General features: G+C 57.9%; 29 protein-coding genes. 13 read left to right on the forward strand and 16 right to left on the reverse strand.

All coding sequences use genetic code 11. The features are described 5' to 3' along the window. Positions 1-167: 167 nt before the first annotated feature. Entirely contained in the window at positions 168-680 is a 513-nt protein-coding gene (locus BMZ42_RS05795) for a tyrosine phosphatase family protein (protein WP_091519744.1), read from the reverse strand. A gap of 88 nt (positions 681-768) precedes the next feature. Between BMZ42_RS05795 and BMZ42_RS05800 the strand changes: the two genes are divergently transcribed. Then, a complete protein-coding gene (locus BMZ42_RS05800; protein WP_091519747.1) occupies positions 769-1,551 on the forward strand; it encodes an META domain-containing protein in 783 nt (260 codons plus the stop codon). A gap of 52 nt (positions 1,552-1,603) precedes the next feature. Here BMZ42_RS05800 and BMZ42_RS05805 read toward each other — a convergent pair whose 3' ends face one another. Next, complete coding sequence (locus tag BMZ42_RS05805; RefSeq protein ID WP_091519750.1) at positions 1,604-2,656, reverse strand: aldo/keto reductase; 1,053 nt, start codon at positions 2,654-2,656, stop codon at positions 1,604-1,606. Positions 2,657-2,900: 244 nt separating this feature from the next. Between BMZ42_RS05805 and pncB the strand changes: the two genes are divergently transcribed. The 3 genes from pncB to BMZ42_RS05820 all read left to right on the forward strand — a co-directional run bounded on the left by pncB (position 2,901) and on the right by BMZ42_RS05820 (position 5,748). Beyond that, a complete protein-coding gene (pncB, locus tag BMZ42_RS05810) occupies positions 2,901-4,205 on the forward strand; it encodes a nicotinate phosphoribosyltransferase (protein WP_091519752.1) in 1,305 nt (434 codons plus the stop codon). Between the two features lie 89 nt (positions 4,206-4,294). Next, the gene (locus BMZ42_RS05815) at positions 4,295-5,275 is read left to right on the forward strand and encodes an acetyltransferase domain-containing protein (protein ID WP_091519754.1); all 981 of its coding nucleotides are present in this window, start codon (positions 4,295-4,297) and stop codon (positions 5,273-5,275) included. Further along, positions 5,272-5,748 (forward strand): methyltransferase family protein, encoded by a 477-nt coding sequence (locus BMZ42_RS05820; RefSeq protein WP_091519756.1) that lies wholly within the window; start codon positions 5,272-5,274, stop codon positions 5,746-5,748. The genes BMZ42_RS05815 and BMZ42_RS05820 overlap by 4 nt, the downstream gene beginning before the upstream one ends. Positions 5,749-5,763: 15 nt before the next feature. Here the strand turns inward: BMZ42_RS05820 and BMZ42_RS05825 are convergent, their stop codons facing one another. The 3 genes from BMZ42_RS05825 to BMZ42_RS05835 form a co-directional block, all read right to left on the reverse strand. Further along, complete coding sequence (locus tag BMZ42_RS05825; protein WP_091519759.1) at positions 5,764-6,150, reverse strand: MerR family transcriptional regulator; 387 nt, start codon at positions 6,148-6,150, stop codon at positions 5,764-5,766. 168 nt (positions 6,151-6,318) lie between these two features. Further along, the gene (gene mgtE, locus BMZ42_RS05830) at positions 6,319-7,737 is read right to left on the reverse strand and encodes a magnesium transporter (RefSeq protein WP_091519897.1); all 1,419 of its coding nucleotides are present in this window, start codon (positions 7,735-7,737) and stop codon (positions 6,319-6,321) included. 252 nt (positions 7,738-7,989) lie between these two features. Further along, entirely contained in the window at positions 7,990-8,517 is a 528-nt protein-coding gene (locus BMZ42_RS05835; RefSeq protein ID WP_091519761.1) for a gamma carbonic anhydrase family protein, read from the reverse strand. Between the two features lie 206 nt (positions 8,518-8,723). Between BMZ42_RS05835 and BMZ42_RS05840 the strand changes: the two genes are divergently transcribed. Continuing rightward, the gene (locus BMZ42_RS05840; protein ID WP_244523170.1) at positions 8,724-9,455 is read left to right on the forward strand and encodes a hypothetical protein; all 732 of its coding nucleotides are present in this window, start codon (positions 8,724-8,726) and stop codon (positions 9,453-9,455) included. A 7-nt stretch (positions 9,456-9,462) separates the two neighbouring features. Here BMZ42_RS05840 and BMZ42_RS05845 read toward each other — a convergent pair whose 3' ends face one another. Continuing rightward, positions 9,463-9,672 carry a DUF3126 family protein gene (locus tag BMZ42_RS05845; protein ID WP_091519763.1) on the reverse strand — a complete coding sequence of 70 codons (210 nt, stop codon included), beginning with the start codon at positions 9,670-9,672 and terminating at the stop codon, positions 9,463-9,465. A 106-nt stretch (positions 9,673-9,778) separates the two neighbouring features. Further along, complete coding sequence (gene cysE / locus BMZ42_RS05850; RefSeq protein WP_091519765.1) at positions 9,779-10,597, reverse strand: serine O-acetyltransferase; 819 nt, start codon at positions 10,595-10,597, stop codon at positions 9,779-9,781. 110 nt (positions 10,598-10,707) lie between these two features. Between cysE and BMZ42_RS05855 the strand changes: the two genes are divergently transcribed. Both BMZ42_RS05855 and BMZ42_RS05860 read left to right on the forward strand, forming a co-directional pair. Further along, the gene (locus BMZ42_RS05855) at positions 10,708-11,508 is read left to right on the forward strand and encodes an enoyl-CoA hydratase-related protein (protein WP_091519768.1); all 801 of its coding nucleotides are present in this window, start codon (positions 10,708-10,710) and stop codon (positions 11,506-11,508) included. Positions 11,509-11,610: 102 nt separating this feature from the next. Further along, positions 11,611-12,804: a winged helix-turn-helix domain-containing protein gene (locus tag BMZ42_RS05860; protein WP_091519770.1), complete on the forward strand. Its 1,194-nt coding sequence runs from the start codon at positions 11,611-11,613 to the stop codon at positions 12,802-12,804. A 7-nt stretch (positions 12,805-12,811) separates the two neighbouring features. On the opposite strand, the gene BMZ42_RS05865 is transcribed toward BMZ42_RS05860, so the two are convergent. Genes BMZ42_RS05865 through BMZ42_RS05880 form a run of 4 tightly spaced genes read right to left on the reverse strand, consistent with a single transcriptional unit; the run spans position 12,812 to position 15,606 of the window. Continuing rightward, positions 12,812-13,678, reverse strand: a complete 867-nt coding sequence (locus BMZ42_RS05865) for an alpha/beta fold hydrolase (protein WP_091519772.1) — start codon at positions 13,676-13,678, stop codon at positions 12,812-12,814. Next, positions 13,675-14,445 (reverse strand): alpha/beta fold hydrolase, encoded by a 771-nt coding sequence (locus tag BMZ42_RS05870; RefSeq protein ID WP_091519774.1) that lies wholly within the window; start codon positions 14,443-14,445, stop codon positions 13,675-13,677. The genes BMZ42_RS05865 and BMZ42_RS05870 overlap by 4 nt, the downstream gene beginning before the upstream one ends. Positions 14,446-14,493: 48 nt before the next feature. Then, positions 14,494-15,003, reverse strand: a complete 510-nt coding sequence (locus BMZ42_RS05875; RefSeq protein ID WP_091519777.1) for a DUF192 domain-containing protein — start codon at positions 15,001-15,003, stop codon at positions 14,494-14,496. A 30-nt stretch (positions 15,004-15,033) separates the two neighbouring features. Further along, entirely contained in the window at positions 15,034-15,606 is a 573-nt protein-coding gene (locus BMZ42_RS05880) for a cold-shock protein (protein WP_420492452.1), read from the reverse strand. A 241-nt stretch (positions 15,607-15,847) separates the two neighbouring features. Between BMZ42_RS05880 and BMZ42_RS05885 the strand changes: the two genes are divergently transcribed. Then, a complete protein-coding gene (locus tag BMZ42_RS05885) occupies positions 15,848-16,288 on the forward strand; it encodes a VOC family protein (protein WP_091519781.1) in 441 nt (146 codons plus the stop codon). 10 nt (positions 16,289-16,298) lie between these two features. On the opposite strand, the gene BMZ42_RS05890 is transcribed toward BMZ42_RS05885, so the two are convergent. The 5 genes from BMZ42_RS05890 to hemP form a co-directional block, all read right to left on the reverse strand. Next, positions 16,299-17,087, reverse strand: a complete 789-nt coding sequence (locus BMZ42_RS05890; protein WP_091519783.1) for a heme ABC transporter ATP-binding protein — start codon at positions 17,085-17,087, stop codon at positions 16,299-16,301. A 10-nt stretch (positions 17,088-17,097) separates the two neighbouring features. Continuing rightward, the gene (locus BMZ42_RS05895) at positions 17,098-18,201 is read right to left on the reverse strand and encodes a FecCD family ABC transporter permease (protein ID WP_091519786.1); all 1,104 of its coding nucleotides are present in this window, start codon (positions 18,199-18,201) and stop codon (positions 17,098-17,100) included. Then, positions 18,198-19,079, reverse strand: a complete 882-nt coding sequence (locus BMZ42_RS05900) for a heme/hemin ABC transporter substrate-binding protein (RefSeq protein ID WP_091519788.1) — start codon at positions 19,077-19,079, stop codon at positions 18,198-18,200. Before BMZ42_RS05900 ends, BMZ42_RS05895 begins: the two co-directional genes overlap by 4 nt. Positions 19,080-19,088: 9 nt before the next feature. After that, positions 19,089-20,081: a hemin-degrading factor gene (locus BMZ42_RS05905; RefSeq protein ID WP_091519902.1), complete on the reverse strand. Its 993-nt coding sequence runs from the start codon at positions 20,079-20,081 to the stop codon at positions 19,089-19,091. 80 nt (positions 20,082-20,161) lie between these two features. Then, the gene (gene hemP / locus BMZ42_RS05910) at positions 20,162-20,374 is read right to left on the reverse strand and encodes a hemin uptake protein HemP (RefSeq protein ID WP_420492450.1); all 213 of its coding nucleotides are present in this window, start codon (positions 20,372-20,374) and stop codon (positions 20,162-20,164) included. 204 nt (positions 20,375-20,578) lie between these two features. Here hemP and BMZ42_RS05915 point away from each other — a divergent pair, with 204 nt between their 5' ends. The 5 genes from BMZ42_RS05915 (at position 20,579) to tolA (ending at position 25,724) form a co-directional block, all read left to right on the forward strand. After that, on the forward strand, positions 20,579-22,780 hold the full coding sequence (locus tag BMZ42_RS05915; RefSeq protein ID WP_091519793.1) for a TonB-dependent receptor domain-containing protein: 2,202 nt from the start codon (positions 20,579-20,581) through the stop codon (positions 22,778-22,780). A gap of 16 nt (positions 22,781-22,796) precedes the next feature. Beyond that, positions 22,797-23,237, forward strand: a complete 441-nt coding sequence (locus tag BMZ42_RS05920) for a hypothetical protein (protein ID WP_244523172.1) — start codon at positions 22,797-22,799, stop codon at positions 23,235-23,237. 87 nt (positions 23,238-23,324) lie between these two features. Further along, positions 23,325-24,224, forward strand: coding sequence for a tonB-system energizer ExbB (gene exbB, locus BMZ42_RS05925; RefSeq protein ID WP_091519799.1), 900 nt, complete (start codon positions 23,325-23,327; stop codon positions 24,222-24,224). Positions 24,225-24,234: 10 nt separating this feature from the next. After that, positions 24,235-24,699 (forward strand): TonB system transport protein ExbD, encoded by a 465-nt coding sequence (gene exbD, locus BMZ42_RS05930; protein WP_091519801.1) that lies wholly within the window; start codon positions 24,235-24,237, stop codon positions 24,697-24,699. 2 nt (positions 24,700-24,701) lie between these two features. Further along, positions 24,702-25,724 carry a cell envelope integrity protein TolA gene (gene tolA, locus BMZ42_RS05935; protein ID WP_091519803.1) on the forward strand — a complete coding sequence of 341 codons (1,023 nt, stop codon included), beginning with the start codon at positions 24,702-24,704 and terminating at the stop codon, positions 25,722-25,724. The last annotated feature ends 3 nt before the right edge of the window (positions 25,725-25,727 follow it).

The raw sequence follows: 25,727 nt of genomic DNA on the forward strand, positions 1-25,727 counted from the left end.
GCCACGGCAAAGGCTTTTGTTGCAACGCGGCGAGGGTTAGCGCAGCCGTCCCCCGGAAGCAAGTCCAACGTTGCCATGGCGTGCGCGATCTCGCGCTCAACTCACTTGAATGTCTACCCTATCGTGCGCGTACGCCAGCACGTTTTCGTCAGGCTTGCCCATCAAGATCACAGTTTAAGCGGCAAAGCGAATGAATTACCCTCGTAAGCATCGCAGCCACGGCCAATTGCGCGAATAGCGCCAACCATACGACCATTGCGACCGAGTATCGCATCACCGTGTTCGATTAGACGCGGATTAGGGGTGGCAGACGGCGAAAGCTGACGTAGCGCCTTTGCCAATTCAACCTCGTCACGATCCGGTGAAAGGGCTGCCGCCGCGATATAGGCAGCAGCCGTCGAGCGGCTGATTCCCGCAAAGCAATGAATAAGCAGCGGGCTTCTTTGATCCCACAGGCTTACAAACTCCAGCAGTCTCTCGACATGCTCGCGCCCTGGTAGCACCAGCCCGTCTTGCGCCACGGCAATGTCGTTCATCGACAGCAGCAGGTGATTCTCCGGTGCGATGCCGGCAGGACGCTCGAACGGCATTCCAGCCGTCAATAATGTCACCAACCGCGACGGCCTCACGGCCTCGATGGTTTTGGGTACATTTGCCAGCGAACAGACGTGAATCTGCATTCATTTTCTCCAATCCGCGCGCATTCATCATCGGTTCATGCGCGGCACGCAATATCACCGACATCGCATCTGAACATGGAGCCAGGAATTGGCATTCACCATTTCACGCATCACCCGACGCCGTTTCTCACTTTCGGTTGCCGCACTCGCCATGCTTGTGCCGACGACCGCCGGCTTCGCCTCACAGCCAGCGACAATCGCCGTGTCTGGGGAGTTGCTCTACCTGCAGCGCATCGCGTTGCCGGAAACCGCTACGGCAGTCGTTGAGCTCAAGGCCGAAAACGCTGCAGACGGCGCTTCGGTGGCCGCGGAGTTTCGCGAGACATTGAACGGACGACAGGTACCAATCAGCTTCCAGTTCGAGGTTGATGGCGAACGCCTGGAGCGCGATGCAAAATATGTCGTGCGCGGCGCAATCTATATCAACGATCGGGTCGAATGGCTGTCTGACGAAGCCCCAGTCGAAATTACCGGCAATTCAGTCGACGTTGGAACCCTCTCGCTACGTCCTCACAAAGCATCGGCCCCATTCGATTTGACCGCACCAGACGAAATTCAGAATATCGAGTGGAAAATAAGCTCTTTCGGCGACACCCCGGCCATTGACGGTTTGACATTCACGCTGGGCAGCGACGGAAACTTCTTCGGAAAAGCCTGCAACAACGTGCGTGGCGCTTACACGATCGAGCCGGGCACGATCTCATTCGGCAATGCGGCAGCAACAATGATGGCCTGCTCCGAACCATTGATGGCTCAGGAGCGTCTCCTCTTCGACGCATTGGAGAAGACAGCCCATTTCCAACTCACCGATGAAGGCGAACTGACGTTGCAAGACGCTTCAGGAGCCATTCTCATCACTGCAAAGCGCTAAATTGACAAAATTTTGGGTGCGATTGACCAAACAATCGCACCCAAAGACCAAATCACGGACAAGGGTTGCCAAACTTCTGATGCAGTTTGTCGACCGCTTTCTGCATTTCCGGCGTCCAGACCACGTCCGCCGACGCTAATGCGACCTTCAGTTGCTCCATCGTCGTAGCGCCAATTATGTTGGACGTAACAATCGCCGAATGCGTCACAAACGCGCTGGCAAAGAGCGCCGGCTCCATTCCAAACTCGCGTGCCAGCTGATTGTAGGCCTTGATTGCTTCGGCCGCACCGGGCGTTTCATAGCGTTGCAGACGGTCGAACAATTGCTTGCGTGACCCTGCTGGCATCGCGCCCTCGTCATATTTTCCAGTGAGATAGCCCTGCGCCAAGGGAGAATACGCAAGCAGCGCGACCTCCTCGCGCTCACAGGCCTCCGCGAGGTTGACCTCAAAGTTGCGATTCAAGAAGTTGTAGGCATTCTGAATCGACACCGGCCTGGGGCCGACGCCTTTTTCGGCCTCGGCGGCAAATTTCATCAAGCCCCAGGTGCTTTCGTTTGAAAGCCCGTAATGGCGGATTTTCCCGGCCTTCACCAGCTCGTCAAAAACGGCCAGCGTTTCGCTGATCGGCGTCTCATCCGCCGCCCTGCCAACTCCGGGAATCCGCACACGGCTTGGATTGGCGCCCCACTGCACCAGCCTGTCGGGAAAGTGGATCTGGTAGAGATCGACGTAATCAGTCTGCAGTCTTTTCAAAGACTTATCGATTGCGTCCGTGATATCGGCACGCACCAGTCGCGATGGCCGGTCGCCACGAAACCACGTATCAGCAGTGCGACCGACAACTTTCGTTGCCAGTATGACCTTGTCCCGGCTTGCACGCGCCTGCATCCAATTGCCGATATAGAGTTCAGTGCGACCCTGTGTTTCGGCCTTTGGCGGGATGGAATAAAGTTCGGCTGTGTCGATGAAATTGACGCCGCGATCCAGCGCCAGATCAAGTTGCTGATGACCTTCCGCTTCAGTGTTCTGCTCGCCGAACGTCATCGTACCAAGACAGATTTTGGTCACCATCAGGTCGGTGTGACCAAGCCTGCGCTTTTCCATGCAAAATTTCTCCATATGGGAAAAGGGCGGAAGAGCCGCCCGGTGAGGAGGAGGCAACTTAAGGCAGACAGGCTGGAAGTGAAATCGGCTTTTGTGACGATCTATCTCGCGCGAAACACGGCCCCAGCGCTTTTTGGATTTGAAATATATATTTCTGTGCGCGAAAAGAACCACGCGACACAGCCGGAAACCATCAGGAATCCATGGCATATGAAGACCGTTGCGCCACGACAGGAGGCCAGACGTGCCCAAGACCGACATCGCTCGCCGGGTGTACAATCACACGTGGAAGCTCGATCCGATCATCCGCAGCCTGCTAGATACAGACTTTTACAAGCTGTTGATGCTGCAGATGATCTGGGGCGTCTATCGCGATGTTGATGCTACATTTTCCCTGATCAACCGCAACAAGTCTGTGCGGTTGGCAGACGAAATCGATGAACAGGAATTGAGGGCGCAACTCGACCATGCCCGCACACTGCGCATGAGCAAGAAGGAGATGATCTGGCTCGCCGGTAACACCTTCTATGGGCGGAGGCAGATTTTCGAACCCGACTTTCTCAAATGGCTTCAGGATTTTCGCCTGCCCGAATACGAACTGACGAAGCGCGATGGCCAGTTCGAACTTCACTTCCACGGACGCTGGGCCGAAACGACGATGTGGGAGATTCCCGCTCTTGCCATTATCAATGAACTGCGCTCGCGGGCCGCGCTGAAGTCGATGGGGCCGTTCGCCCTCGATGTCACCTATGCACGCGCAAAAGCGAAAGTGTGGGAGAAGGTCGAGCGTCTGCGCAAGCACCCGGAGATCCGGATTTCAGACTTCGGAACACGTCGCCGCCACTCGTTTCTCTGGCAACGCTGGTGCGTCGAAGCTTTGAAGGAAGGCATCGGCGACAGCTTTAGCGGAACCTCCAATGTGCTCTTGGCAATGGACACCGACCTTGAAGCGCTGGGAACCAATGCCCACGAGCTTCCCATGGTGCTGGCAGCGTTGACTGAAAACGATGAAGATCTGCGCAACTCGCCATACAAGGTCATGCAGGCGTGGCAGAGCTATTATGGTGGAAATCTGCTGATCGTGTTGCCGGACGCCTTTGGTACGGCCTCGTTCCTGCGCAACGCGCCTGACTGGGTGGCAGACTGGACCGGCTTCCGCCCTGACAGCGCGCCGCCGATCGAAGGCGGCGAAAGGATCATGCAATGGTGGAAGGACCATGGGCGTGATCCGGCAGAGAAACTGCTGATTTTCTCCGATGGGCTCGATGTCGATACGATCATCAAGGCCTACCAGCATTTCAACGGCAAGGTCCGGATGTCGTTTGGCTGGGGAACGAACCTCACCAACGACTTCCAGGACTGCGCTCCCGCGCATAATGACGCGCTGCGTGCAATCTCGCTGGTCTGCAAGGTCACGAGCGCCAATGGGCGTCCAGCGGTGAAGCTGTCTGACAATCCCGAAAAGGCGACAGGCGATCCGGAAGAGATCAAACGCTACATTCAGGTGTTCGGCGAGGAAGAACGCTCGCGCCAGCCTGTTCTCGTCTGAACTGGCGCTGCGGGGTTTCATGGTCACAATACGGCTTCGTTTCATGCTATCGCATATGAGGGCGGGTAGACACGAAGCGGAGATAATGAGTGAATCAGCCGGTAGCCGCCAGAGGCCGTCTTGAACTGATCGATCTAGCTCGCGGCATCGCGCTGCTCGCGATGGCGATCTACCACTTTAACTGGGATCTGGAATTCTTCGGCTATGTGATGCCGGGGACCGCTGCCAGTGGCGGCTGGAAACTGTTCGCCCGCTGCATCGCTTCGTCATTTCTGTTTCTCGTCGGCGTCAGCCTCGTACTCGCGCATGCACGCGGCATTCGCTGGCGCCCATTCCTCAAGCGGGTCGCGATGGTTGCCGCAGCCGCAGCAGCCATTTCGCTCGTCACTTACATCGCTGTCCCGTCTGGTTTCATCTTCTTCGGTATTCTGCATCAGATCGCACTCGCCAGCGTCCTGGGCCTCGCCTTTATCCGCCTCCCGGCCATAGCCACGATACTCGTCGCGATTCTGGTGATCCTTGCTCCAAACTATCTGCGCAGCTCATTCTTCGACCACCCCGCTCTCTGGTGGATCGGCCTTTCGGAAACCCGCCCCCGATCAAATGATTTTGTACCGCTTTTCCCGTGGTTTGGGCCTGTCTTGCTCGGGATCGCAGGCGCGCGGATAGCCGAACGATTCGGTCTGTTCGAGCGGCTGCGCCACTGGCATCTGCCGCCCTCAACCCGAGTTCTTCAAAAGGCCGGACAGCATAGCCTCGCCTTCTATCTCATCCATCAGCCAGTGCTGATTGCCCTGATTTGGACGATTACCCAGATCGCCCCACCTGCGCAGATCGCGCGCGATGTGGAGTTCTCCGGCGCTTGTACGGCGCAATGCGCCAACACCCATGATGCCGACTTCTGTTCGATCTATTGCAACTGTGTTCTGGCCAAGCTTGAAGCCGAAAACCGATTTGATGAGGTTTTTGAAGGCCGCCCTTCCGCCGAGACCTCTCGACGCTTGCAGCAAATGGTCGAGGCGTGCACGTTCGAAGCAGACGTCACATTACCGGGGGAGCAGGTAGAATGAGTTCACAATCATCCAGGCCCAGCACGATGCCATGGCCGCCGTTGATCTATGTAAGCGCAATCGCCTTGGCGATCATTGCCAACTGGCTGTTTCCCCTGCCCTGGATTCCCAATCCGCTCGGCGAAATATTGTTTGCTGTCGGGCTGCTGCTGGTCGCACTGGCGCTTGCCATGATCGTGTCCGCTATCCGCACACTTCTAAATGCCAAAACGACGGTAAAGCCGCATCAGGCCGCCACACATCTCGTGACCAAAGGCCCGTTCGCATTTTCGCGCAATCCGATTTATCTGGGCAACACCGCCATCATGCTGGGTCTTGCGCTGATAACCGGGATCGTCTGGTTCATAATTTTCGCCATTGTCGCAGCATTCGCGACGCAGAAGCTGGCAATCGAACCGGAAGAACGGCACCTTGAAGCGCAGTTCGGCAAAAGATTCCGCGATTACTGCAAGAAGGTAAGACGCTGGATCTGATAAGGCGGACGGGTGTCAGGTATTGACGCCCAGCTCCACGAGCCGCTCCACGCAGGCTTCTTCAGCGTGGTCGAGCTCTGACAGCGTTTCCTCCAGATCGCGCCGCTTCTGTCGCAGCGACTCACGCTTTTCCTCGATACGCTTCATCATCAGCTTGAGCTGCCCGACCTCGCCGGGCGGCTCACGATACATCTGGATGATCTCGCGAATTTCATTGATGGAAAAACCCAGTCGCTTGCCACGCATGATCTGCTTGATCAATGTGCGATCCGAGTGACGAAAGAGCCGTGTGCGCCCGCGTCGCACAGGCGCGATCAACCCCTCGTCTTCATAAAAACGAAGTGTCCGCGTCGAAATCTCGAACTCGCGCGTCAATTCAGTGATCGTGTAATATTCCCGCATCCGCGCGGCATCCTGTCATGAAACCGTTGCATGATTTCGCACGGCATTTACGTAAAAGTCAATTATAGCACGAAATGCGTTGTCGTACATGGTTGTGAGGTCTTACCCCACACCAACCTGGTCAGCGGTGGCGATGTACGCAGGAATTCCCGAACAACGCGACACGCGTTAGAGAAACCCGAACCACCAGGTGGCCAGACCAAGAAATGTGAAGAAGCCGACGACATCGGTGATGGTGGTGACGAAAACCGCTGATGCGACAGCAGGATCCGCACCAAAACGGTCAAGTGTCAGCGGCACCAAGATGCCTGCCAGCGCGGCGACGAAAAGATTGATCGCCATCGATACGGCAATGATGCCCCCCAGTTCCGGGTCGGCAAACCATGAACCTGCCACGAGACCAATGAGCGTGGCGAATATCATGCCATTGAGAAGGCCAACGCCCATCTCGCGTCGAATGATGCGCCCGGCATTGTAGATATCGATATCTTTCGTGGCGAGCGCACGCACGGTCACCGTCATCGTCTGAGAGCCGGCGTTGCCCCCCATTCCGGCAACAATTGGCATGAGGATCGCCAGCGCCACGATCTGCTGAATGGTCGCATCGAACAGGCCGATCACCGACGCTGCCACAAACGCCATCACCAGATTGACCAGCAGCCACGGAATGCGCGAACGGGAGGCGACAAGCACGCTGTCAGACAGCTCCTCATCACCCACGCCGCCAAGGCGCATCAGATCTTCTTCCGCTTCTTCCTGGATCACGTCCACCACGTCATCGATGGTCAGTACACCGACAAGACGTTCATTTTCGTCCACCACGGCAGCAGACAGAAGGTCGTACTGCTCGAAGATTTGCGCCGCTTCTTCCTGATCCATCGTTGCAGGAACCGCATGGCGCGTCTCGTGCATGATGTCCTCGATCTTCACAACCCGTTTGGTGCGAAGGATGCGGTCGAGATCTATCGCGCCGAGCAGCCGGAACGTCGGATCGATGACGAAAATCTGGCTGAACGATTCAGGCAGGTTCTGGTCTTCACGCATGTAGTCAATGGTCTGGCCCACGGTCCAGAAAGGCGGGACAGCGACGAACTCCGTCTGCATGCGCCGTCCGGCCGTTTCCTCTGGGTAATCCAGCGCACGGCGGAGACGAATGCGCTCCGTGAACGGCAATTGCGCAAGAATCTCATCCCGGTCTTCGGCATCGAGATCTTCCAGAATGTAGACGGCATCGTCGGAGTCCAGATCCTGAACGGCCTGCGCAATCTGTTCATTCGGAAGGTGGTCGACGATGTCCATGCGGATCGCGTCATCGACTTCGGTCAGCGCCGTAAAGTCGAAGGCAGCGCCCATCAACTCCACGAGCGCGCGTCGCTGATCCGGCAGAAGGGCTTCGAGAAGATGACCGATTTCGGACTGGTGAAGCGACGCGACATCGCGCTCCAGAGCAAGCGTATCGCGGTCGGCGATAGCCGCACCGATATGGGCGAGGAACGAGCCGCGCAGGACACCATTGTCGTCGTAGATGTCAGCGGCCGGGACGAGCAATATGTCGTCGGCTCCGCTATCGGGCAGCTTGTTGTCCAGTTGATGCAACAGCGCCTCCTGCTTGCTTACGACGGCTCCCGCAAATTCGTCTCTAACGCGCTCATGCTACGAACACAAAACGATTTTGTAGAGCTTGTCGAAAAACGAAACTGCCTTGCTGGTATGACGATTTTCTAGAATGTCAGGCCGAATGATCGTCAAGCGCTGTTCCCTCGATCCAACTGACCGACAATGCCCAACGCGCGGTGCGCGTCGGGGTTGCATGATCGACAGCGTTATCGCGACGCGCGGTCACCCAATCTGTTTCATGCCTTTTGCAAAGCGCGCGGCATTGGAGACATATGAAGCCGCCGACAGCTTCAGGCGCTCGGCAGCCTCATCGTCGAGAACGCGGATCGCCTTTGCCGGTGACCCGACAATCAGCGAGTTATCGGGGAATTCCTTGCCTTCGGTGATCAGCGCTCCCGCACCAACCAGACAGTTTTTTCCGATTTTCGCACCATTCAGAATGATCGCTCCCATTCCGACCAGCGAATTATCTCCGATGGTGCAGCCATGAAGAATAGCGCGGTGCCCGATGGTGCAGCCCTCGCCGACCGTCAACGGGAAGCCGGGGTCGGTGTGAAGCATGGAATGCTCCTGAATATTGCTGCGCGCACCGATTGAGATGCGCTCATTGTCTCCACGCATCACCGCGCCGAACCAGACCCCCACCTGCCTCGCGAGGCTGACCTTGCCGACAATCGTTGCATCCGGCGCAACCCAGACAGTGTCATCTTCAAACTCCGGCTCCTGGCCTTCGAGTGCATAGATCGGCATGGCTGTCTCCCACAAATCACTTCTCACACTCTCATTAGCACGCTCCGCAACGATAGGAAGGCACCTAGGAAACAAGCGGTGATTTCAAGGCTCTACCCGCAGATTTTGAATCAGGTCGGGAGCTGCGCAAGACAGTTTTCCGAACCGCGTTTACCGCAGATTTACCATAAAACGGCAATGTCTCCGCCGAAGCGGGAGTCATTGTCGTGCACGAGCAGACCATTCAATCGCTTGCCGATGACGGGTACATCACAACGCGCTCGACATTCATGCGCAAGCTCTTCATCACTTTGCTGCTTTTGGTCATGTTTGCCGGCGTGATCAGCATCGCAGGCAAGCATATCGGCCGCGAAATTGCGATGGCAGGACACACGGACAGCCGTGTCGTGCATGAAATCGTCATTGGCAATGACGTTCTTGCGGTGCCCGCCAATATGATTCGCTTCGACAGCGCGCGGCGAGACGGAACGACGAACCGCCTTGACCTCTATCTGCACTGGCCGGACATGGCCGGCTACAGCAACGAAACAAGAGACGAGTTCAACCACCTCAATGGCAGCAAGAAACTCCTGTTTCTCTCGTTTGAACAACGGATCATGTCGCGCGACATGAGCGGACGCTACGAACCGATCTATCGATCGCTGGTAGAAAACGAAGGCAGACCTGGACCGAACGGCCTGACCGTCCATCCGTTCACAGAGCAATCAGGATACGTGGACGAAGTTTTGATCGTTGGCGGGAACGGCACATCAAGGCCATTCGTGGCCCGCTGCCTTGCAGGAGAGCAGGCCAAACAGTCGCTTGCACCATGCGAGCGCGACATTCATGTCGGCAACGGCCTGAACCTTGTCTATCGCATGCCCGCCGAACTGGCGGGCTCATGGCAAGAGTTGGACGCCGCCATTCGCAAATTTGCCGGCAGCGTCATCCAGAACTGAGCTGGTCTTATCCAAGATCGATGTCGAGAATCGCCATCGAGAAATTGTAGGACAGCTCGCCATCATCATCGTCCTTGAAGATGATGCCGAGAAATTCGTCACCCACATAAACCTCGCACGAATCGTTCTTGCGTGGCCGTGCCTTCACCTCCAGCTGGGGGTTCTGGAAGGTGCGCTTGAAATATGCGTCGAGTTTTCTGATTTCGTCAGGTTTCAAACCGGTTCTCCAAAATGGATATGCGTGGGAGCGCCGCTTCTGACACGCCCTCGCCTCGCATGTAAACCCCGCAGGCGGGCTTTCACGGCAACTGCCACCAGCTGTGTCAGTCGTTGCCGTTCAGTAACTGGTCCATGGCCCGAGATGGCTCGTCACATCCGGTCGCGCCGACCACCCGCGCCGGCACGCCTGCCACGGTCGTATTGTGTGGAACCGACTTCAACACCACCGAGCCTGCTGCAATCTTGGCGCAATGACCGACTTCGATATTGCCGAGAATGCTCGCTCCGGCCCCAATCAGGACGCCATGGCGTATCTTGGGGTGACGATCGCCACTGGCCTTTCCGGTGCCGCCGAGCGTCACCCCGTGCAGCATCGAGACATTGTCCTCGACAACCGCAGTTTCGCCAATCACAAGCCCGGTAGCGTGATCGATGAAAATTCCTTTCCCCAAACGTGCGGCGGGGTGGATGTCGGTCTGGAAAAGCGCCGACGAACGGCTTTGCAGGTAGAATGCGAAATCCCGACGGCCCTGATGCCAAAGCCAGTGCGCAAGACGATGAGTCTGGATCGCATGGAAGCCCTTGAAATAAAGCACAGGCATCAGAAAACGATCACAGGCCGGATCGCGCTCGTAATAAGCCTGAATGTCGACCCGCATCTCGACACTCCAGTCCACGCCGTGCCTCATCATCTCCAGATAAGTTTGGCGGATCAGATCCGCACCGAGATCGGGATGGTCGAGCCGCTGTGAGATGCGATGAACCACAGCCGCTTCGAGCGTCTCGTGGTTGATGATGGTCGAATACATGAACGCGGCCAGCAGCGGATCGCGCTCAACCGCCTCAACGGCTTCATTTCTGACTGATCCCCATATAGGGTCCATCGAAACCGTTGCCGACCTGACTGCATGCGTGCCACTCATCGGTAGGCTCCCTGTCAATCATCTTGCCTTCTCAGGTGCGAAACATAATCGCCCGACGAAGTCAAATGAACCGCGTTCTCATAGATATAGCTCCAAGCGGATCAATTTTAATGCCCAACGTCGAAAATCAGCAATCTGATCTCCTTGTGAGTAGCTTACAAAAAGGTGTGCTCACGATCTCGATTAACCGGCCAGAGCGCAAGAATGCCATGAACAATGCGATGTGGCGCGAGATGACCACGTTGTTCGAGCGCGCTTCCATGGACACATCAATTCGAGCAGTCATTCTGAAAGGCGCGGGTGACGACTTTTGTGCCGGAGCCGATATCGCCGAATTCGAGACATTGCGTGCGACGGCCGAAAGCGCGCGTGTCTATGAGGCTGGCAATTCGGCAACCTTTGCCGCGATCCGCAACTGTCAGGTGCCAACCATAGCGGCGATCCGCGGCATCTGCTTTGGCGGCGGTTTTGGCATGGCCGCGGCGTGCGACCTGAGAATTTCCTCTTCGAATGCCCTTTTCTCCATTCCCGCTGCGCGTCTGGGACTTGCCTATCCGGCAGATGCAATGTCCGACATCGTCAATGCCGTGGGGCCGCAATTGGCCAAATATCTCGCCTTTTCCGCTGCAAGGCTCGATCCTGCCGCAGCCCTTGACGCGGGGTTCATTCTCGAGATCGTGGAGCCCGGCGGACTTGATATGCGTGCCGCTGAACTTGCGACCGTCATCGCCTCCAACGCCCCGCTGTCGGTAAAAGCTTCAAAGGCTTCCATTCGCGCGGTGCTCAGCAAGGACGCCAACGACTACGCTCGCGCAAACGCACTCGGCGACGCAACGTTCGAGAGTTCTGACTATGGCGAAGGGCGCGCGGCATTTCTTGGCAAGCGGCCGCCGCAGTTTTCCGGAGCCTGATGCGATGTACTGACACAAGGCTGTCAGTACGATCAGCCGGCTTCCCCGGATGCTAATATTTTCGGGTGGAACCGCAAGCCTGCAACGTCGATAGTCACCGCCATGGCTTACCGGATTACCAACCAGCAAGCGCGCTGGCACCTCATGCAACTCTATGGCCTCGATGGTCGAAATAGCGGCACAGTGCGCCGTGACCAATTGGCATCGACTATCGAGCAACTTGGCTATGTGCAGGTGGACAGCGTCAACGTGCTGGAGCGCGCGCACCATCATATCCTGTTCTCGCGTCACGCCTCCTTTCGCCGCCACGATCTGCAGCACCTGCTGGAGAAAGACGGTCGGCTGTTTGAGAACTGGACACATGACGCGGCAATTATTCCCAGTTCATTCTTTCCCTATTGGCGACACCGTTTTGCACGTGAAAAGGAGCGGCTTCGTACCCGCTGGAAATCACATTTCGGGAACGACGGGTTCGACCGCGATCTGGCGGGCATTTTGAGCCACATCACGAATAACGGCCCGGTGATGGCGCGTGAATTCGAAGGCAACAAGCCCTCGACCGGTTGCTGGGACTGGCATCCGTCGAAAGCGGCGCTGGAGTTCCTATGGCGCACTGGTGATCTGGCAATCGCCCGCCGCGAAGGGTTCCAAAAGGTTTATGATCTGACCGAGCGGGTCGTGCCGCATGTGCACAGGGCCAGCGAAGTCGGCCACGACGCGTTTGTCGACTGGGCCTGCCGCCAGGCACTTGCAAGGCTCGGCTTTGCCACGCGCGGTGAGATAGCCGCCTTCTGGGCATTGCTAAAGCCAGCGGAAGTGGACGGATGGCTAACCGCGCATGCAAATGAACTTGAGCGTGTCGAAGTCGAAACGAATGGGCAGGGAAAGCCGCGCATCGCATTTGCCCTTCCCGGCGTGGTCGACAAGGCGCGGCAAGCCGCACCACCCCGCGACCGCGTGCGGATCCTCAGCCCGTTTGATCCGCTGCTTCGCGATCGCGCGCGCACTGAACGGCTATTCGGCTTTCACTACAGGATCGAGATCTTCGTCCCTGAATCCAAACGGCAATATGGGTACTATGTCTATCCGGTCATGCGGGGCGACCGTGCGATCGGTCGCATCGACGTCAAGGCGGAGCGCAACAGGGATTGCCTCACGGTTCGGGCTTTCTGGCTTGAGCCTGACGTGAAACCCACCAAGCAGCTGGTTGCCAAGCTGGAAACCGAACTGGAGCGCCTAAGGCGCTTTGCCGGCGTCTCGTGCGTCAGATTCAGCGATGACTGGCTTAAAATATAAGCTCGCTTCAGGCGACTTCACGGTCGGTCAGAAAATCCAGCACGGCAGCGCAGAACACGTCATTCTTGTCGCCAGCAACCATATGACCGGCACCCGCAACGTCTACGGCGCGCGCAGACGGCGCCAGTTCGACGAACTCTCGCACGAAATCCTCGTGCACGAGTTCAGATTCCATGCCGCGAACGAGGAGGATCGGCAAATGCAGATTTGGGACATTTGCAATCAGCTCGAGCATCGTCTCCTTGCCGTTGCGATTGATACCCCGCTCGGGAGACATGAACGCCGGATCCCAGTGCCAGCGATAGCGACCGTCTTCACATAGACGTAGGTTCTTGCGCAGCCCTTCCAGCGAGCGCGGCCTTGGCCGGTTGGGCATATAGGCCGCGATGGCGTCTGCCGCTTCTTCCAGCGAACCGAACCCCTCTTCCATCTGCGCGCCCATGAAGCCCTGCACCTTGGCAACCCCCTCCGGGTCCATGCGCGGCGTGATGTCCACCAACACAAGCGAGTCCAGCAATGGACCAAACCGCGTCTCCGCAATCAGCAAGGACAGACCGCCGAGCGAGGCTCCGACGGCGGCGGGCGCTGCGTGAAAGCGGTCTGCAACCTGCGCGATCACTGCGGCCGCATCAGCGCCATACTCTGCAAACGTATAGTTGCCGCTCGCGGCCCACTGGCTCTCACCATGGCCGCGCAGGTCGATCGTGATCGCACTCATTCCCTGTGCCGAGACGCGCTGCGCGGTCTTCGTCCAAGCATGACGGGTCTGTCCCCCGCCATGGAGGAACAGAATTGGATGGCCCTTTCCGTCCCAAAGGTCGCCAACGATCAGATTGCCTTCGGCTCCGCTAAATTCGATCACAGATGGCGTCATGAAATCGGATGATCCTTGAGAAAGTCGAGTACAGCCGCCTTGAACGTGCGGTCGCCAACCGAGAGCATATGATCGCGCCCTTCAATGTCGAACGCGATAGCGTTGGGCATCAGCGCAGCGAGCTGCTGTGCGGAACCGGCAATATCGTCCTTCGTTCCAACGCCAATCAGCGTCGGCTGCGTGACACGTGCGATCTCTTCCTCGCTGATGAGTTCGCGCGAGGTGGCAATGCAGGCTGCGAGCGCCTTGCGATCGCTTTTGGTCTGGTCTGCAAAGCTGCGGAACATCTTGCCGCGAGCGTGGGTCACACTTTCAGGGTCGTCCACCATCAGCGCTTCAGCGATCGGATCCCAGTCCCCGACACCGTCAACCATGCCATAACCCAAGCCGCCAAGAATGAGGCTATGAACCCTGTCCGGTTCGGAAAGCGCCATAAATGTCGATACGCGCGCGCCCATCGAATATCCGAACACATGGGCAGTGCCGATACCAAGATGGTCGAGCAGTGCTACCGCATCGCCTGCCATCGCCTGCGGCGTGTAATCGGCAGTGTCATAGCTCTTGCTGCTTTGCCCGTGACCGCGATGATCGAACGCGATGGCGCGATAGCCCGCTTCAGTCAGGGTCTTGATCCACCCCGGAGCGACCCAATTCACATGCACACTGGATGAAAATCCGTGCACCAGCAGGATCGGTTCGCCTGTGCCGGTGACAGCACCACGGTCCGTGTAGGCAATGTCAAAGCCCTGATGAGAGAAAGTCTGCATTCAATTCAGTCCTCACGCGGCGACATATAGCGCCAGTACCAGGCAACCTCACCGCGCCCCGGCAATCGCATCAATAATGGGGTGGCGCACCAGATCCCCTTCGGTGATACCGGCCTTCTGCGCGGTTCCGGCCTTGAGTTCAAGTACAAACCGCGCCGGGGTGAGAGGCCCGATGGAGTCGGTCGAAAACGGCTTGCCCCACCGGATCGCCACGATTTCCCCGTTCTCATTGATAAAAATCAGATCAAGCGGCATCGGGGTGTTCTGCATCCAGAACGACAGCCGGCGCGTCCGTTCAAAAACGAACAGCATGCCGTGGTCGTCGTCCATGTCATCGCGGAACATCAATCCCGCCGAGCGCTGGGGATCGGTAGCTGCCACTTCAATGGTGAATTTGTGCTGGCCGGTGGAGGCATCAACCACAAGCGGCTGCGCGTCGACCGGCAGGATCATGGGTTCACCCTGCGCAAATGCAACTTGACTATATGCTGGCAGCGGCGAGCCGGCTGTCACAAACCCTGTGAACAAGGCTATTGCAGCCCACACGATACGGATCATGAATAGTTCCCGAGCCGGCAACCGACGGCGTCAGTGAGAAACCGGCAAGGTCCCGATATCAGGGTGAATTTCGGCAGCCATAAGGCCTTTGTCGCCGCGACCGAAACGTACAAGCACGACCTGACCGGGTCGCAACTCAGCGAGACCGAAACGACGCAATGTTTCCATATGGATGAAGATGTCTTCAGTGCCCTCACCCCGCGAAAGGAAGCCAAAGCCCTTCGTGCGGTTGAACCATTTGACCAAAGCACGCTCCAGGCCACTCTCTGCGGTGACACTCACATGCGTACGCTCAAGCGGCTGCTCAGCGGGATGAACGGCGGTCGAACTGTCCATCGAGACGACTTTGAAAGCCTGCATGCCCCGGTCGCCGCGGCGTACCAGGCAAACGACACGGGCCCCCTCAAGAGCAGTCTGAAACCCGTCTTTTCGAAGACAGGTTACGTGCAACAACACATCCCCGATCGAGGCTTCATCCGGAATGATGAAGCCGTAGCCCTTTGCCACGTCAAACCACTTGATAGCGCCCGAGACTTCCGCGAGCGCAACCTCGCTACCGGTTTCCGGAGCCAAGGCATCGTCATTGGTCGCGTGATGGCCCATTGAAGAGGCCTTATCCCCCATCCCGACGTACCTTTCCTCGCTTCAAGACACTGATTCTGATCTACAGGATAGCACTTTGCGTCAGTGGATTAGCAAGACCCGTACTGTAGTTTTCAACATATCGCAGCGCGGATACCACAAAACAACTGTGCGTCCACCTGTCAGCGCTGGCTATGTTGCGACACGGCAGGGACTACGCCATATGGATGATATTCACCAAGTCCAACCAAAGAGGCTTTCAATGCGCTATTTGCATACCATGGTTCGCGTCAAAGACCTCGACGCCTCACTCGACTTTTATTGTCGCAAGCTCGGCCTGATCGAAGTGCGCCGCATCGAGAACGAGCAGGGACGATTTACGCTGGTTTTCCTCGCAGCTCCGTCAGATGAGGACATGGGGATCGCGCAAAAGGCCCCGCTCCTGGAACTCACATTCAACTGGGATAGCGAAGACTACCAGGGCGGTCGCAATTTTGGACATCTCGCCTATGAGGTCGACGACATCTATGTGCTTTGCCAGTTCCTGATGGACAATGGCGTCACCATCAATCGTCCGCCCCGCGATGGCCGCATGGCATTCGTACGTTCGCCGGATGGTATTTCGATCGAACTGCTCCAGGCAGGAGACGCCAAGCCAGCGCAGGAACCTTGGGCGTCGATGCCCAACACCGGCAGCTGGTGAACGTCAGCTCCTAGCAAGCAGACTGTGGCAGCACGAACGGAACGTCGCCGGCAGGCAGTACGCCAACCTTAAGACGGCATTCGAAAACCTCTTCGATGAGTTCATCGGTAAACACGGCCGCCGGCTTGCCGGCCGCCGCGACCGTGCCCCGGCTGATGACGGTCACATGGTCCGCGAACATCGATGTCAAGTTCAAGTCATGAAGGATCGCCACAACTCCACCGCCGGAGGCAGCAAATTCCTGCGCGATCTTCATGATTACGAGCTGGTGCTTGATATCCAGACTTGAAACCGGCTCATCCAAGAACAGCCAACGCGGCTCTCCATCCAGAACTGGCTCCCAAACCTGACACAAGACACGTGCCAGCTGGACGCGCTGCTGCTCCCCACCGGAGAGTTCCTGATAATACCTGCCCGCGAAGCCTTCGAGATCCACCTTGGCCAAGGCTTTCTCGGGAAGCCTGTCCTCGACCTTCGCGTTTGCGCCCGAACGGCCACCATTGACACCCAGCCTGACGATTTCTCGAACCGTGAAAGGGAACGACAGCGAGGTCGCCTGCGGCAGTACCGCACGCACTCCGGCCAATTGCCAGGGTTTGAGATCACGCAGATCGCGTCCATTGATCCGCACGGAGCCCTTCGCCTTGATGTCCCCGGACAAGGACTTCATGAATGTCGTCTTGCCGGAGCCGTTTGGCCCTACGATGGCCGTGACTTCACCGCTTCGCGCAGTGAAGTTGATGCCGTGCAGGATTTTGCGGCTGCCAATCGAGACTTCAACGTCCGTTGCATCAATCATGGCATTGTCCTCAAAGGTCCAGGATTCCGCGTCGACGCAGCAATATCCAGAGGAAGAACGGGGCACCGACGGCGGCTGTAACAATGCCAATCGGCAATTCTGCCGGCGCGACGATGGTTCTGCTTACAGCGTCGGCCAAAAGAAGCAGACAGGCTCCGAGCAGAGCTGACGCTGGCAGAAGATAGCGGTGGTCCGGGCCGATCAGCAGCCGCAGGAGATGCGGAACAACAATCCCGACAAAACCTATACCGCCCGACACAGCCACAGACGCACCCGTGGCTGCTGCGACCACAACGATAGCGACATTCTTGAAGCGCTGCACCGGAATGCCCAGGTGATGGGCTGTTGCCTCGCCAAGAGCCAGGGCATTGAGCGAACGTGCCATGAATGGAGACGCAAACAGTGCCAGCAAGATGATCGGTCCTGCAGATGCGATCTTGGTCCACGTCGCGCCCGCCAACGACCCGAGACCCCAGAACGTCAGATCCCTCAGCTGCCGATCATCCGCCAGATAGACCAATATGCCTGAAAATGCTCCAGCCATGGCCCCAAGCGCGATACCGGCCAGAAGCATGGTCGCCACCGATGTTTGGCCCCGTCGTGTGGCAACCCTGTAGAGAAGCAGAGTAGTGCCGAGCCCGCCCAGAAACGCAGCCAGCGGCAGTGCATAAAGGCCGAAGATCGACATCAGAGGCGCCAATACGCTGGTCCCGAGCACGATCACGGTTATTGCACCAAGGCTGGCGCCCGAAGAGACGCCGACAAGACCGGGGTCCGCCAGAGGATTGCGAAACAAGCCCTGCATGACTGCACCGGACACCGCGAGCGCGGCGCCGATGAGCATTCCAAGTACGACCCGCGGCAGCCTGATGTCATAGATGATGATCCGGTCCCGTGCTGTCAGGGCAGCGTCCGCAGTGCCGTCTTGTGCTATCCATCCTGTCATCACGTCCCACGCAGAAGCGTCGGACGCCCCTGCTGTCAGGCTGAACAGCGCAACCAACACCAGGACAATCGAAAGAACGACGATGACGGTCTGGGCGCGGCCCGAACGATCTCCTTCAAGCCTGTCTGTCGGACCTGTCCCCAGCCGAACCCACTCCAGCACAGTCATGGCTCTTTCTGTTCCACGACAAGATTGCCGTAAACGGCTTTGGCCAGATCGTACGCCGCTTCCCCGGTGCGCGGTCCGAAGCCCAGCAGAAACGATCCGTCCATCCGAACAATATTGTGTGCCCGACCAGCTGGTGTGGCAGCAATAGCAGGATGGGCAAGAAGATCGTCAACCTTCGCGGCATGGTCGCCGCTCCGGTCCATCGCAAGGATCACATCAGGAGCGGCTTCGATCACCGCTTCATCCGTCAGTTGCTTGTATCCGGCATATTCCGTAACAGCATTCTGGGCACCGGCGATCTTGATCATGCCATCGGCTGCCGTGCCAGATCCCGACGCAAGAATGCGCCCGCCCTGCAGCGACAAAACAAACAGCACTTTCTTCCGTTCGCCTATGCCGCTCGTCGCCTTCTGCGCCGCATCGATCTTTGCCTGAACCTTTTTGGAAAGGGCTGCAGCGCCCTCGGGCATCCCCAGCACATCACCAATGATGCTGATTTTCTGAAGCAGGCCTTCCTCATCGAACCGGTCGGGCACCACAACCATCGGGATGCGTGCCTTTTCCAGAACCTCGAGTGCTTCAGGTGGACCGCTTCCCTCAAGCGTCACGATCAACGTTGGGTCTACGGACAAGACCCCTTCCGGCGACAATGCGCGCATATACCCGACATCTGGCAAGTTATTTGCAGCTTCGGGAAATACGCTGGTGGTGTCGCGCGCGATGAGCCGGTCTTCTGCGCCGAGCGCATAAACGATTTCCGTAACCGATCCACCAATGGCAACGAGGCGTGAAGAATCGTTCTGCGCAACGGCGGCGGGCAACGCCGCCACCATTGCCGCAGCCGTCACCAGCGCCCTCGTGAAAAGCCGATTTGTCATCAATTTGTCCTACGCTGCGACCGTATGCGCCACACGCGGAAGGGCCTCGACGAGCTCTCGCCAGTCTGATCTCTCGCCCTCGCCTTCCTTGCGCTGACCAAAGAACTGAATGATCAGCTCGTCATTTTCGTCATAAGCCTCAAGAGACGTGACATGCCCATCCTTGGTCGGCTTGCGAACAGCCCAAACCTGCCGGATATGATCCAGTCGCAGATGCATGTGGAACCCTGCATCCAGAATATTGATCCATGGCCCCATGACCTTGATCGACTCGACAGGCCCGGAGTGGATTTGGATGCAGCCATGATTGCCGATGAAGCACATGATCGGCGCCTGCCGCGCCGAGGACTGCTGCAGCATGTCCGACAGCGCCTCACTGCCCAGCGCCCATGCATAGTCGTCACCGACCATCTCAAGCGCCTGGCGACGATTGATCTTCAATTCACGCAGCATTCCGAAAAACTGATGAACATCCGTCATCGCACCCCAGCGCTGGCGAAGCTCTTCGGCACTGCCCGCTTCTTCCTGAGCAAACATCTGCCGCTCGATCGGCGTCGTCTCGACGACCCGCGACTGGTCATCGCTCAGGAGCGAGGTCACCAGCGCCTCATAGGCCTCGACATTCGAGGCGGGACGCAGATGCACCTTGTGGACGGCGTCGCCGGCCGCGTCGAAAAACTGAAGGCTCCGGCGGACCTCTTCACCGTCACTCTTTTCCACCGCGAACCCATACGTCCACAGTTTTGGAAAAATACGCAGGTCAATATCTGCGCCAAGCATCATCGAGACGTGATTGCCCGGCACAGGCTTGTCATACACGCCGACCTTCTCATGAACAGCACTGGCATTCCGGGTCAAAGCCATGACTTCGCCCAGCGCGCCAAGGCCGCCAAGAATTTCATTGACCCGCGGCTCGATACGACGGGCTCCTGCACCAACCTTCGCTGCAACGAGATCAGCCTCGGAGATGCCGATCTGCGCGACAAAGTCTCGCTCTCTCATCTTTGGGTATTCAGCTTGCAGACGGAGAATTTCGTCGGGAAGAGGCTTGGCAGTAGGCATTGTCGGCACTCGTTTCATTATCACTTGTTAAGGATCAACTTGCCCTGACGGGTAATCTTGAGGCGATACATCGAGCCTTCGTGCTCGATGCCAATTTCATGTGCGCCACGAAACAGCGACTCACTGGCCACCACCTGCAGGCGCGCATCAATCGGGTGCTGTCGTCCCTCCTGAACGCCGGTCGCCGTCACGCGACGAGACAAGGTGTGACCATAAGGAGAAAAGCTATTCACGATACCGTTCCTCTCAATGTCCGGACTCGCGGATGCTGGCTGGGAAATGGCTGACGCGCTGTCACAATTGATTTCTTGACACTAATTATCAGGTTTAATACGAAGCGCAATACCGGAGTGAAAGAGTCAACATTAAACGCCGGTGTTTTTTTTGAGAATGCAAGCGAGCCGTCGCGAGCCAGCATTTAACCAGGAGTTAGGGAAATGGGGCTTGTAGCTCGACAGAGTGCCATTCTGCTTGGCGGAGCGGCGATGGCATTTGCGCTTGGGGTGACAGGCGTTTCGGCACAGCAAGCAGGTGAGTCGCCTGCTGCAGCGGCAAAACAGAATCGCGTGACGCTGCTTCAGCGCATCGTGGTCGGTGCAGGCGCGGAAAAGGTCGCAATCGACACGCCGCAGGCCGTGACAGTCGTGGAACAGGACGACATCGACCGCACCCAGGCCAACACGGTCAGCGAAGTTCTGCGCGGCGTGCCCGGCGTCAATTCTGCCGGATCGGACCGCATGTTTGGTCAGTCCTTCAACATTCGCGGTATCGGCGGTTCTGAAAATGCTGGCGAAGAAGGCCGCATCATCGTCAACGTCGATGGCGCATCCAAATTCTACGAGCAGTACCGCATGGGCGGTTTGTTCACCGACCCGGAACTGTTCAAGCGTGTGGAAATCCTGCGCGGCCCTGCATCGTCAACCTTGTATGGTTCCGGCGCGCTGGGCGGCGTGGTCAACTTCACCACAAAGGATGCCAGCGACTTCATCGCCGATGGCGATAAAGGTGCGCTGCGCCTCAAGAGCAGCTACAATTCGAATGGCGACGGCGCACTCGGCTCATTTGTCTGGGCCCACCGCCTCAACCAGGACTACGACTTTCTGCTTGCCGGCAATTACCGTCGCTCGGACCCGTCCACGACTGGTGATGGCAGCATCCTGAAAAGCTCCGACTTCGACACCTGGTCCGGCCTGGCCAAGCTCACCGGCAAGGTCGGCGATGAGGGCACATTCCGCGCCTCCTATCAGCACTGGGATTCGGACGCGAAGTACCAGGACTATGCGCAGATCGGTGGTCCCCTCAGCTCATTCCTGCCGGGCGGAACCCCAAGCCTGACAGGGTTCGGTACAGTTGATCGTCACGTCGTCGACAAGACCTTTGTTCTCTCCTACGAGAACCCGGTCTCCGACAACGACATGCTCGACTTCCGAATCCAGGGTTCGTACTCCGACACGTCGGTCAAGCAGCGCAACGCTACCGGTATCCCGGCTGTCGGCTTTGTCTGCCCGTCCAGCGGCACTGCTACGCCCGTCATGTTCTGCGACACGGATTTCAGCTACCAGACCTTCCAGCTGAAGGCTGAGAACACCAGCACCTGGCGCGGTGATAATTGGGAAAACCATCTGACCTACGGTTATCAGATGTCGCACCAGACCCGGAATGCACAGGGCTGGTACAACACCGGAATTCCGTTCGGCTTCGGCTTCCACCCCGAAGGCATCGACATGAAGAACGGCGTTTTTGTCCAGAATGAATTTGTCTGGAATGACCAGCTCACCGTGATTCCGGGCATGCGAATCGACTACCGGACACTGACGCCAGGCGCCTCGACGCCTCTGACCGACTCGACTTCGGATTGGGCCTATTCGCCGAAGATCGCGGCACATTACAAGATCAACGACGCTTTCGCCGTGTTCGGTTCCTACGCTCACACCGAACGGTTCCCGACGCTCGACGAGACGTTCCAGTGGGACTTTGCCGCCAGCTATGGATTGCGCAAGGAACGGTCTGACAATTTCGAACTCGGCTTTGCCGTTTCGGCATTCGACCTCGTCCAGCCGGGCGACGGATTGCAGGTCAAGGTCACAGGCTTCCACAACGACGTCAAAGACCTGATCGTCAGCTGCCGCAGCGGCGGTGTCTGCGGCCCGACCGGCAGCTATACCGAACACTACAAGAATCTCGACAGCGCCCGAATCTACGGCGCGGAAGTCGAGATGGCGTACGATTCCGACTACGTGTTTGCCAATGCGTCCTACTCGCATGTCATCGGCAAGAACACACGCACCGATCAGTATCTGCCGACGGTCGCGCCACACGAATTCGGCCTGACGCTTGGTGGAAAGCTGCCCGATTACGACCTCAGCTTCGGCTGGCAGGCCCGTTTCGTCTCGGCACCGCAGAATTCTGCGCTGAACACCGGGACCGCGCCGGCCAATGGCTCAACACGCTATTCCCGCCCGTTCGACGTGCATAACGTGTTCATCACCTGGAAGCCGCAAGAGGGTCAGATGCGGGGCTGGGAAGTTGCTGGCGGCATCGACAACATCTTCAACGCCCAATACAAGGAATTCCTGCACAACGAGCCTTCAAAGGGTCGTACGTTCAAGATTTCCCTGTCGAAGCAGTTCGGCTACTGAGCCACGGGAGGCGATGATGTTGAAGCGAAGCGTGCTTGCCCTGACTTTGGCATCGTCCCTTTTGCCGGGCATCTCCCATGCACAGGAGGCGGGGGCGCAATCCCCCGCTTCAGAGCTCGTGGTCGAGCTCAACGCACTTCAACCCACGGCCAACGGGTGCCGCTTCACCTTCATGGTGACGAACCACCTCAAGGCCGAACTTGCAAGCGTCGGCTTCGAACTGGTCCTGTTCAACAAGGCCGGAATGGTCAGCCGAATGACGGTCGTCGACTTCAAGGATCTTCCACAGTCCAAGACCAAGGTGCGGCAATTCGACTTTACCGGCGTGGACTGCGCCGATCTGGGGCGAGTGCTGATCAACGATGCCACAGAATGCAAGGGGGACGGGCTGGAAGTCGGCAGCTGCATCCGCTCCCTGAACGCCCAAACGCGCACAGACGTTGCCTTCGGAACCTGATGGAATGGCAAATTTTACGACGTCAGACGCTGGACAACCACGGCATGGGCTCGTAAACATGACAAACATAGTAGACTTAGTAAAAAGATGACAGACCGATCTTCGAGATTTCGTTCAGCAGCCGCCTTTTTGGTCGTCGTCGGGGCAATTTTTGTCACTTTGGGCGGCGCTGAAGCGCAACAGCTGCAGCTTTTCACTGAACCTGCTCAGGCTCTGGAAGGCCAGTCTCCGCAAATCTCCACGCTTCCCCATGATTTGTCTCCCTGGGGAATGTTCATGGCGGCAGACTGGGTTGTCAAAGCCGTGATGATCGGGCTTGCCCTTGCATCTTTGGCAACATGGACGATCTGGCTTGCCAAGACGATCGAGCTCGCGGCGGCAAGACGAACTCTTGGCAACGCGCTCGAAAAGATCATCGCCTCAACAAGCCTTGAGGAAGCAGGCCGTGCCATCGAGACGGGGAACGGTGGACCAGCATCACTCCTTGTACGCGCTGCCGGACACGAGACCGTCATGTCGGCTGCCATGTTTGCCAACGGCTGGAGCCCAGAAGCAGCAACCGGCCTCAAGGAGCGCATCGCGTCACATCTTGGTCGCATCGAGGCTCAGGCATCACGTCGCATGACACGCGGCACCGGCATTCTGGCCACTGTCGGGTCAATCGCGCCGTTCGTAGGCCTGTTTGGCACTGTCTGGGGCATCATGAATTCGTTTATTGGCATCAGCCAGTCGCAAACGACCAACCTTGCCATTGTCGCACCTGGTATTGCCGAGGCATTGCTTGCAACGGCACTCGGTCTTGTTGCCGCGATTCCGGCCGTGATGATCTACAACGCTTTCACGCGCTCCATTGCAGGATATCGCCTGATGCTTGCGGACACGTCTGCTGCGGTGGAGAGGCTTATCAGCCGCGACCTGGATCGCAAGGCCACCGGAACACCTAGCGCCGTTATAGCCAGCGCACGCGCAGCTGGCCGCGGGATTTGAGGAAACGATCATGGCAGGGAGCCTGAAGTCCGGCGGCGATGACGATCTGGTTGAAAGCCACGAGATCAATGTTACGCCGTTCATTGACGTCATGCTGGTCCTGCTGATCATTTTCATGGTGGCAGCGCCACTTGCCACTGTCGATATCAATGTCGACCTGCCTGCATCCAATGCCCAGGCACAGCCGCGCCCAGACGAGCCCCTCTATGTGACCATTCAGGACGATCTGCGCGTTGCGGTTGGAAACAATACCGTGACCCATCTTGAACTGGGTGAGGCAATTCGCGGTGCCACCAATGGCGACACTGACGCGCGTGTTTTCCTGCGAGCCGACAAGGTTGTCGCCTATGGCGACCTCATGAACATCATGAACCTCATTCGAATGGCAGGATACACCAAGATTGCGTTGGTCGGGCTCGATGCAAGCCCCGGTGCTGCAGCGACCGAACAGCCAGCGACGGAACAAGGCCAGTAGTCATGAATTGTCCTGCTGACATTGCCTGGTCAAATCAACTGCGTCGCACCTCGGGTCGCCAGATTGCGCTTTGGTGCACCGCTGCCTTCATCATGACGACCGCCCATGCTGGCGCAGCATGGCTGGCACTGCGGGCGCCCGAGGAGCCCGTCATCCAGATAGCCGGTGGCCCGGCCATCGAAGTGGATCTCGCCGCCCTGGGCTTTACCGAAGTCGACCAGGTTTCCAGCGGGGATATCGCCGAAGCAGTGGAACCGGTCCATGCCGAGCCGGTAGAATCAGCTCAGCCAGATGTTGTGGAAGCCATTGACGTGACGGAGGCGGTGGAGCCGGTTATCGCGAAACCGGTTGAAGTGGCCGTTTCACGCCTTGCCGAAGCAGCGTCGGAAGTCGAAGTCGCGGCACTGTCACCGGTCGAGAACGAAGCAATCGTCGTTCCGGAATCGGTCATTCCTGTCCAACAGGAAATTGTCGAACCGGTCGATGAGATTGAGCTGGAGGTCGCAGCGCTCGTTCATGTACCGCTTCCGACCAATCGTCCGGAAGCTCCGAAAAAAGTCGAACAGCAGGCAAAGCCACAGCCAAAACCCAAGCAGGAAGTCACTCGTCAGCGGGAACGTCGCCCGGCGGCGTCCGGCAATTCAGGCCAGAACAATGCCGACACGCGCCGCGGCACGGCGCAAGGTTCTGCCCAAGGCCGGGCTGCGAACCAGAATACTGGAAATCAGCGCGCGAGCGAGGTGGGTAACGCTGCAGTTTCAAATTACCCCGGACAGGTCGCAAGGAAGCTGACGCGCGCTGCGCGATCAACCCGTGCACGTGACCGTGGCGAGGTATTGGTAAGTTTCACCGTCAGTCGTAATGGTAGCGTCAGTGGCGTACGAATCGCTCGCGGCTCGGGCTCGCAGCAGCTTGATCAGGCTGCACTTGCAACCGTCAATCGCGCAGCACCTTTCCCGCCGATCCCGGAAGCGTCCGGTCGCGCCAACTGGACATTCAGTCTTCCGATCGCGTTCTCACGTTAGGAG

It is taken from the genome of Aquamicrobium aerolatum DSM 21857 (assembly GCF_900113935.1).
Lineage (GTDB): Bacteria > Pseudomonadota > Alphaproteobacteria > Rhizobiales > Rhizobiaceae > Aerobium > Aerobium aerolatum.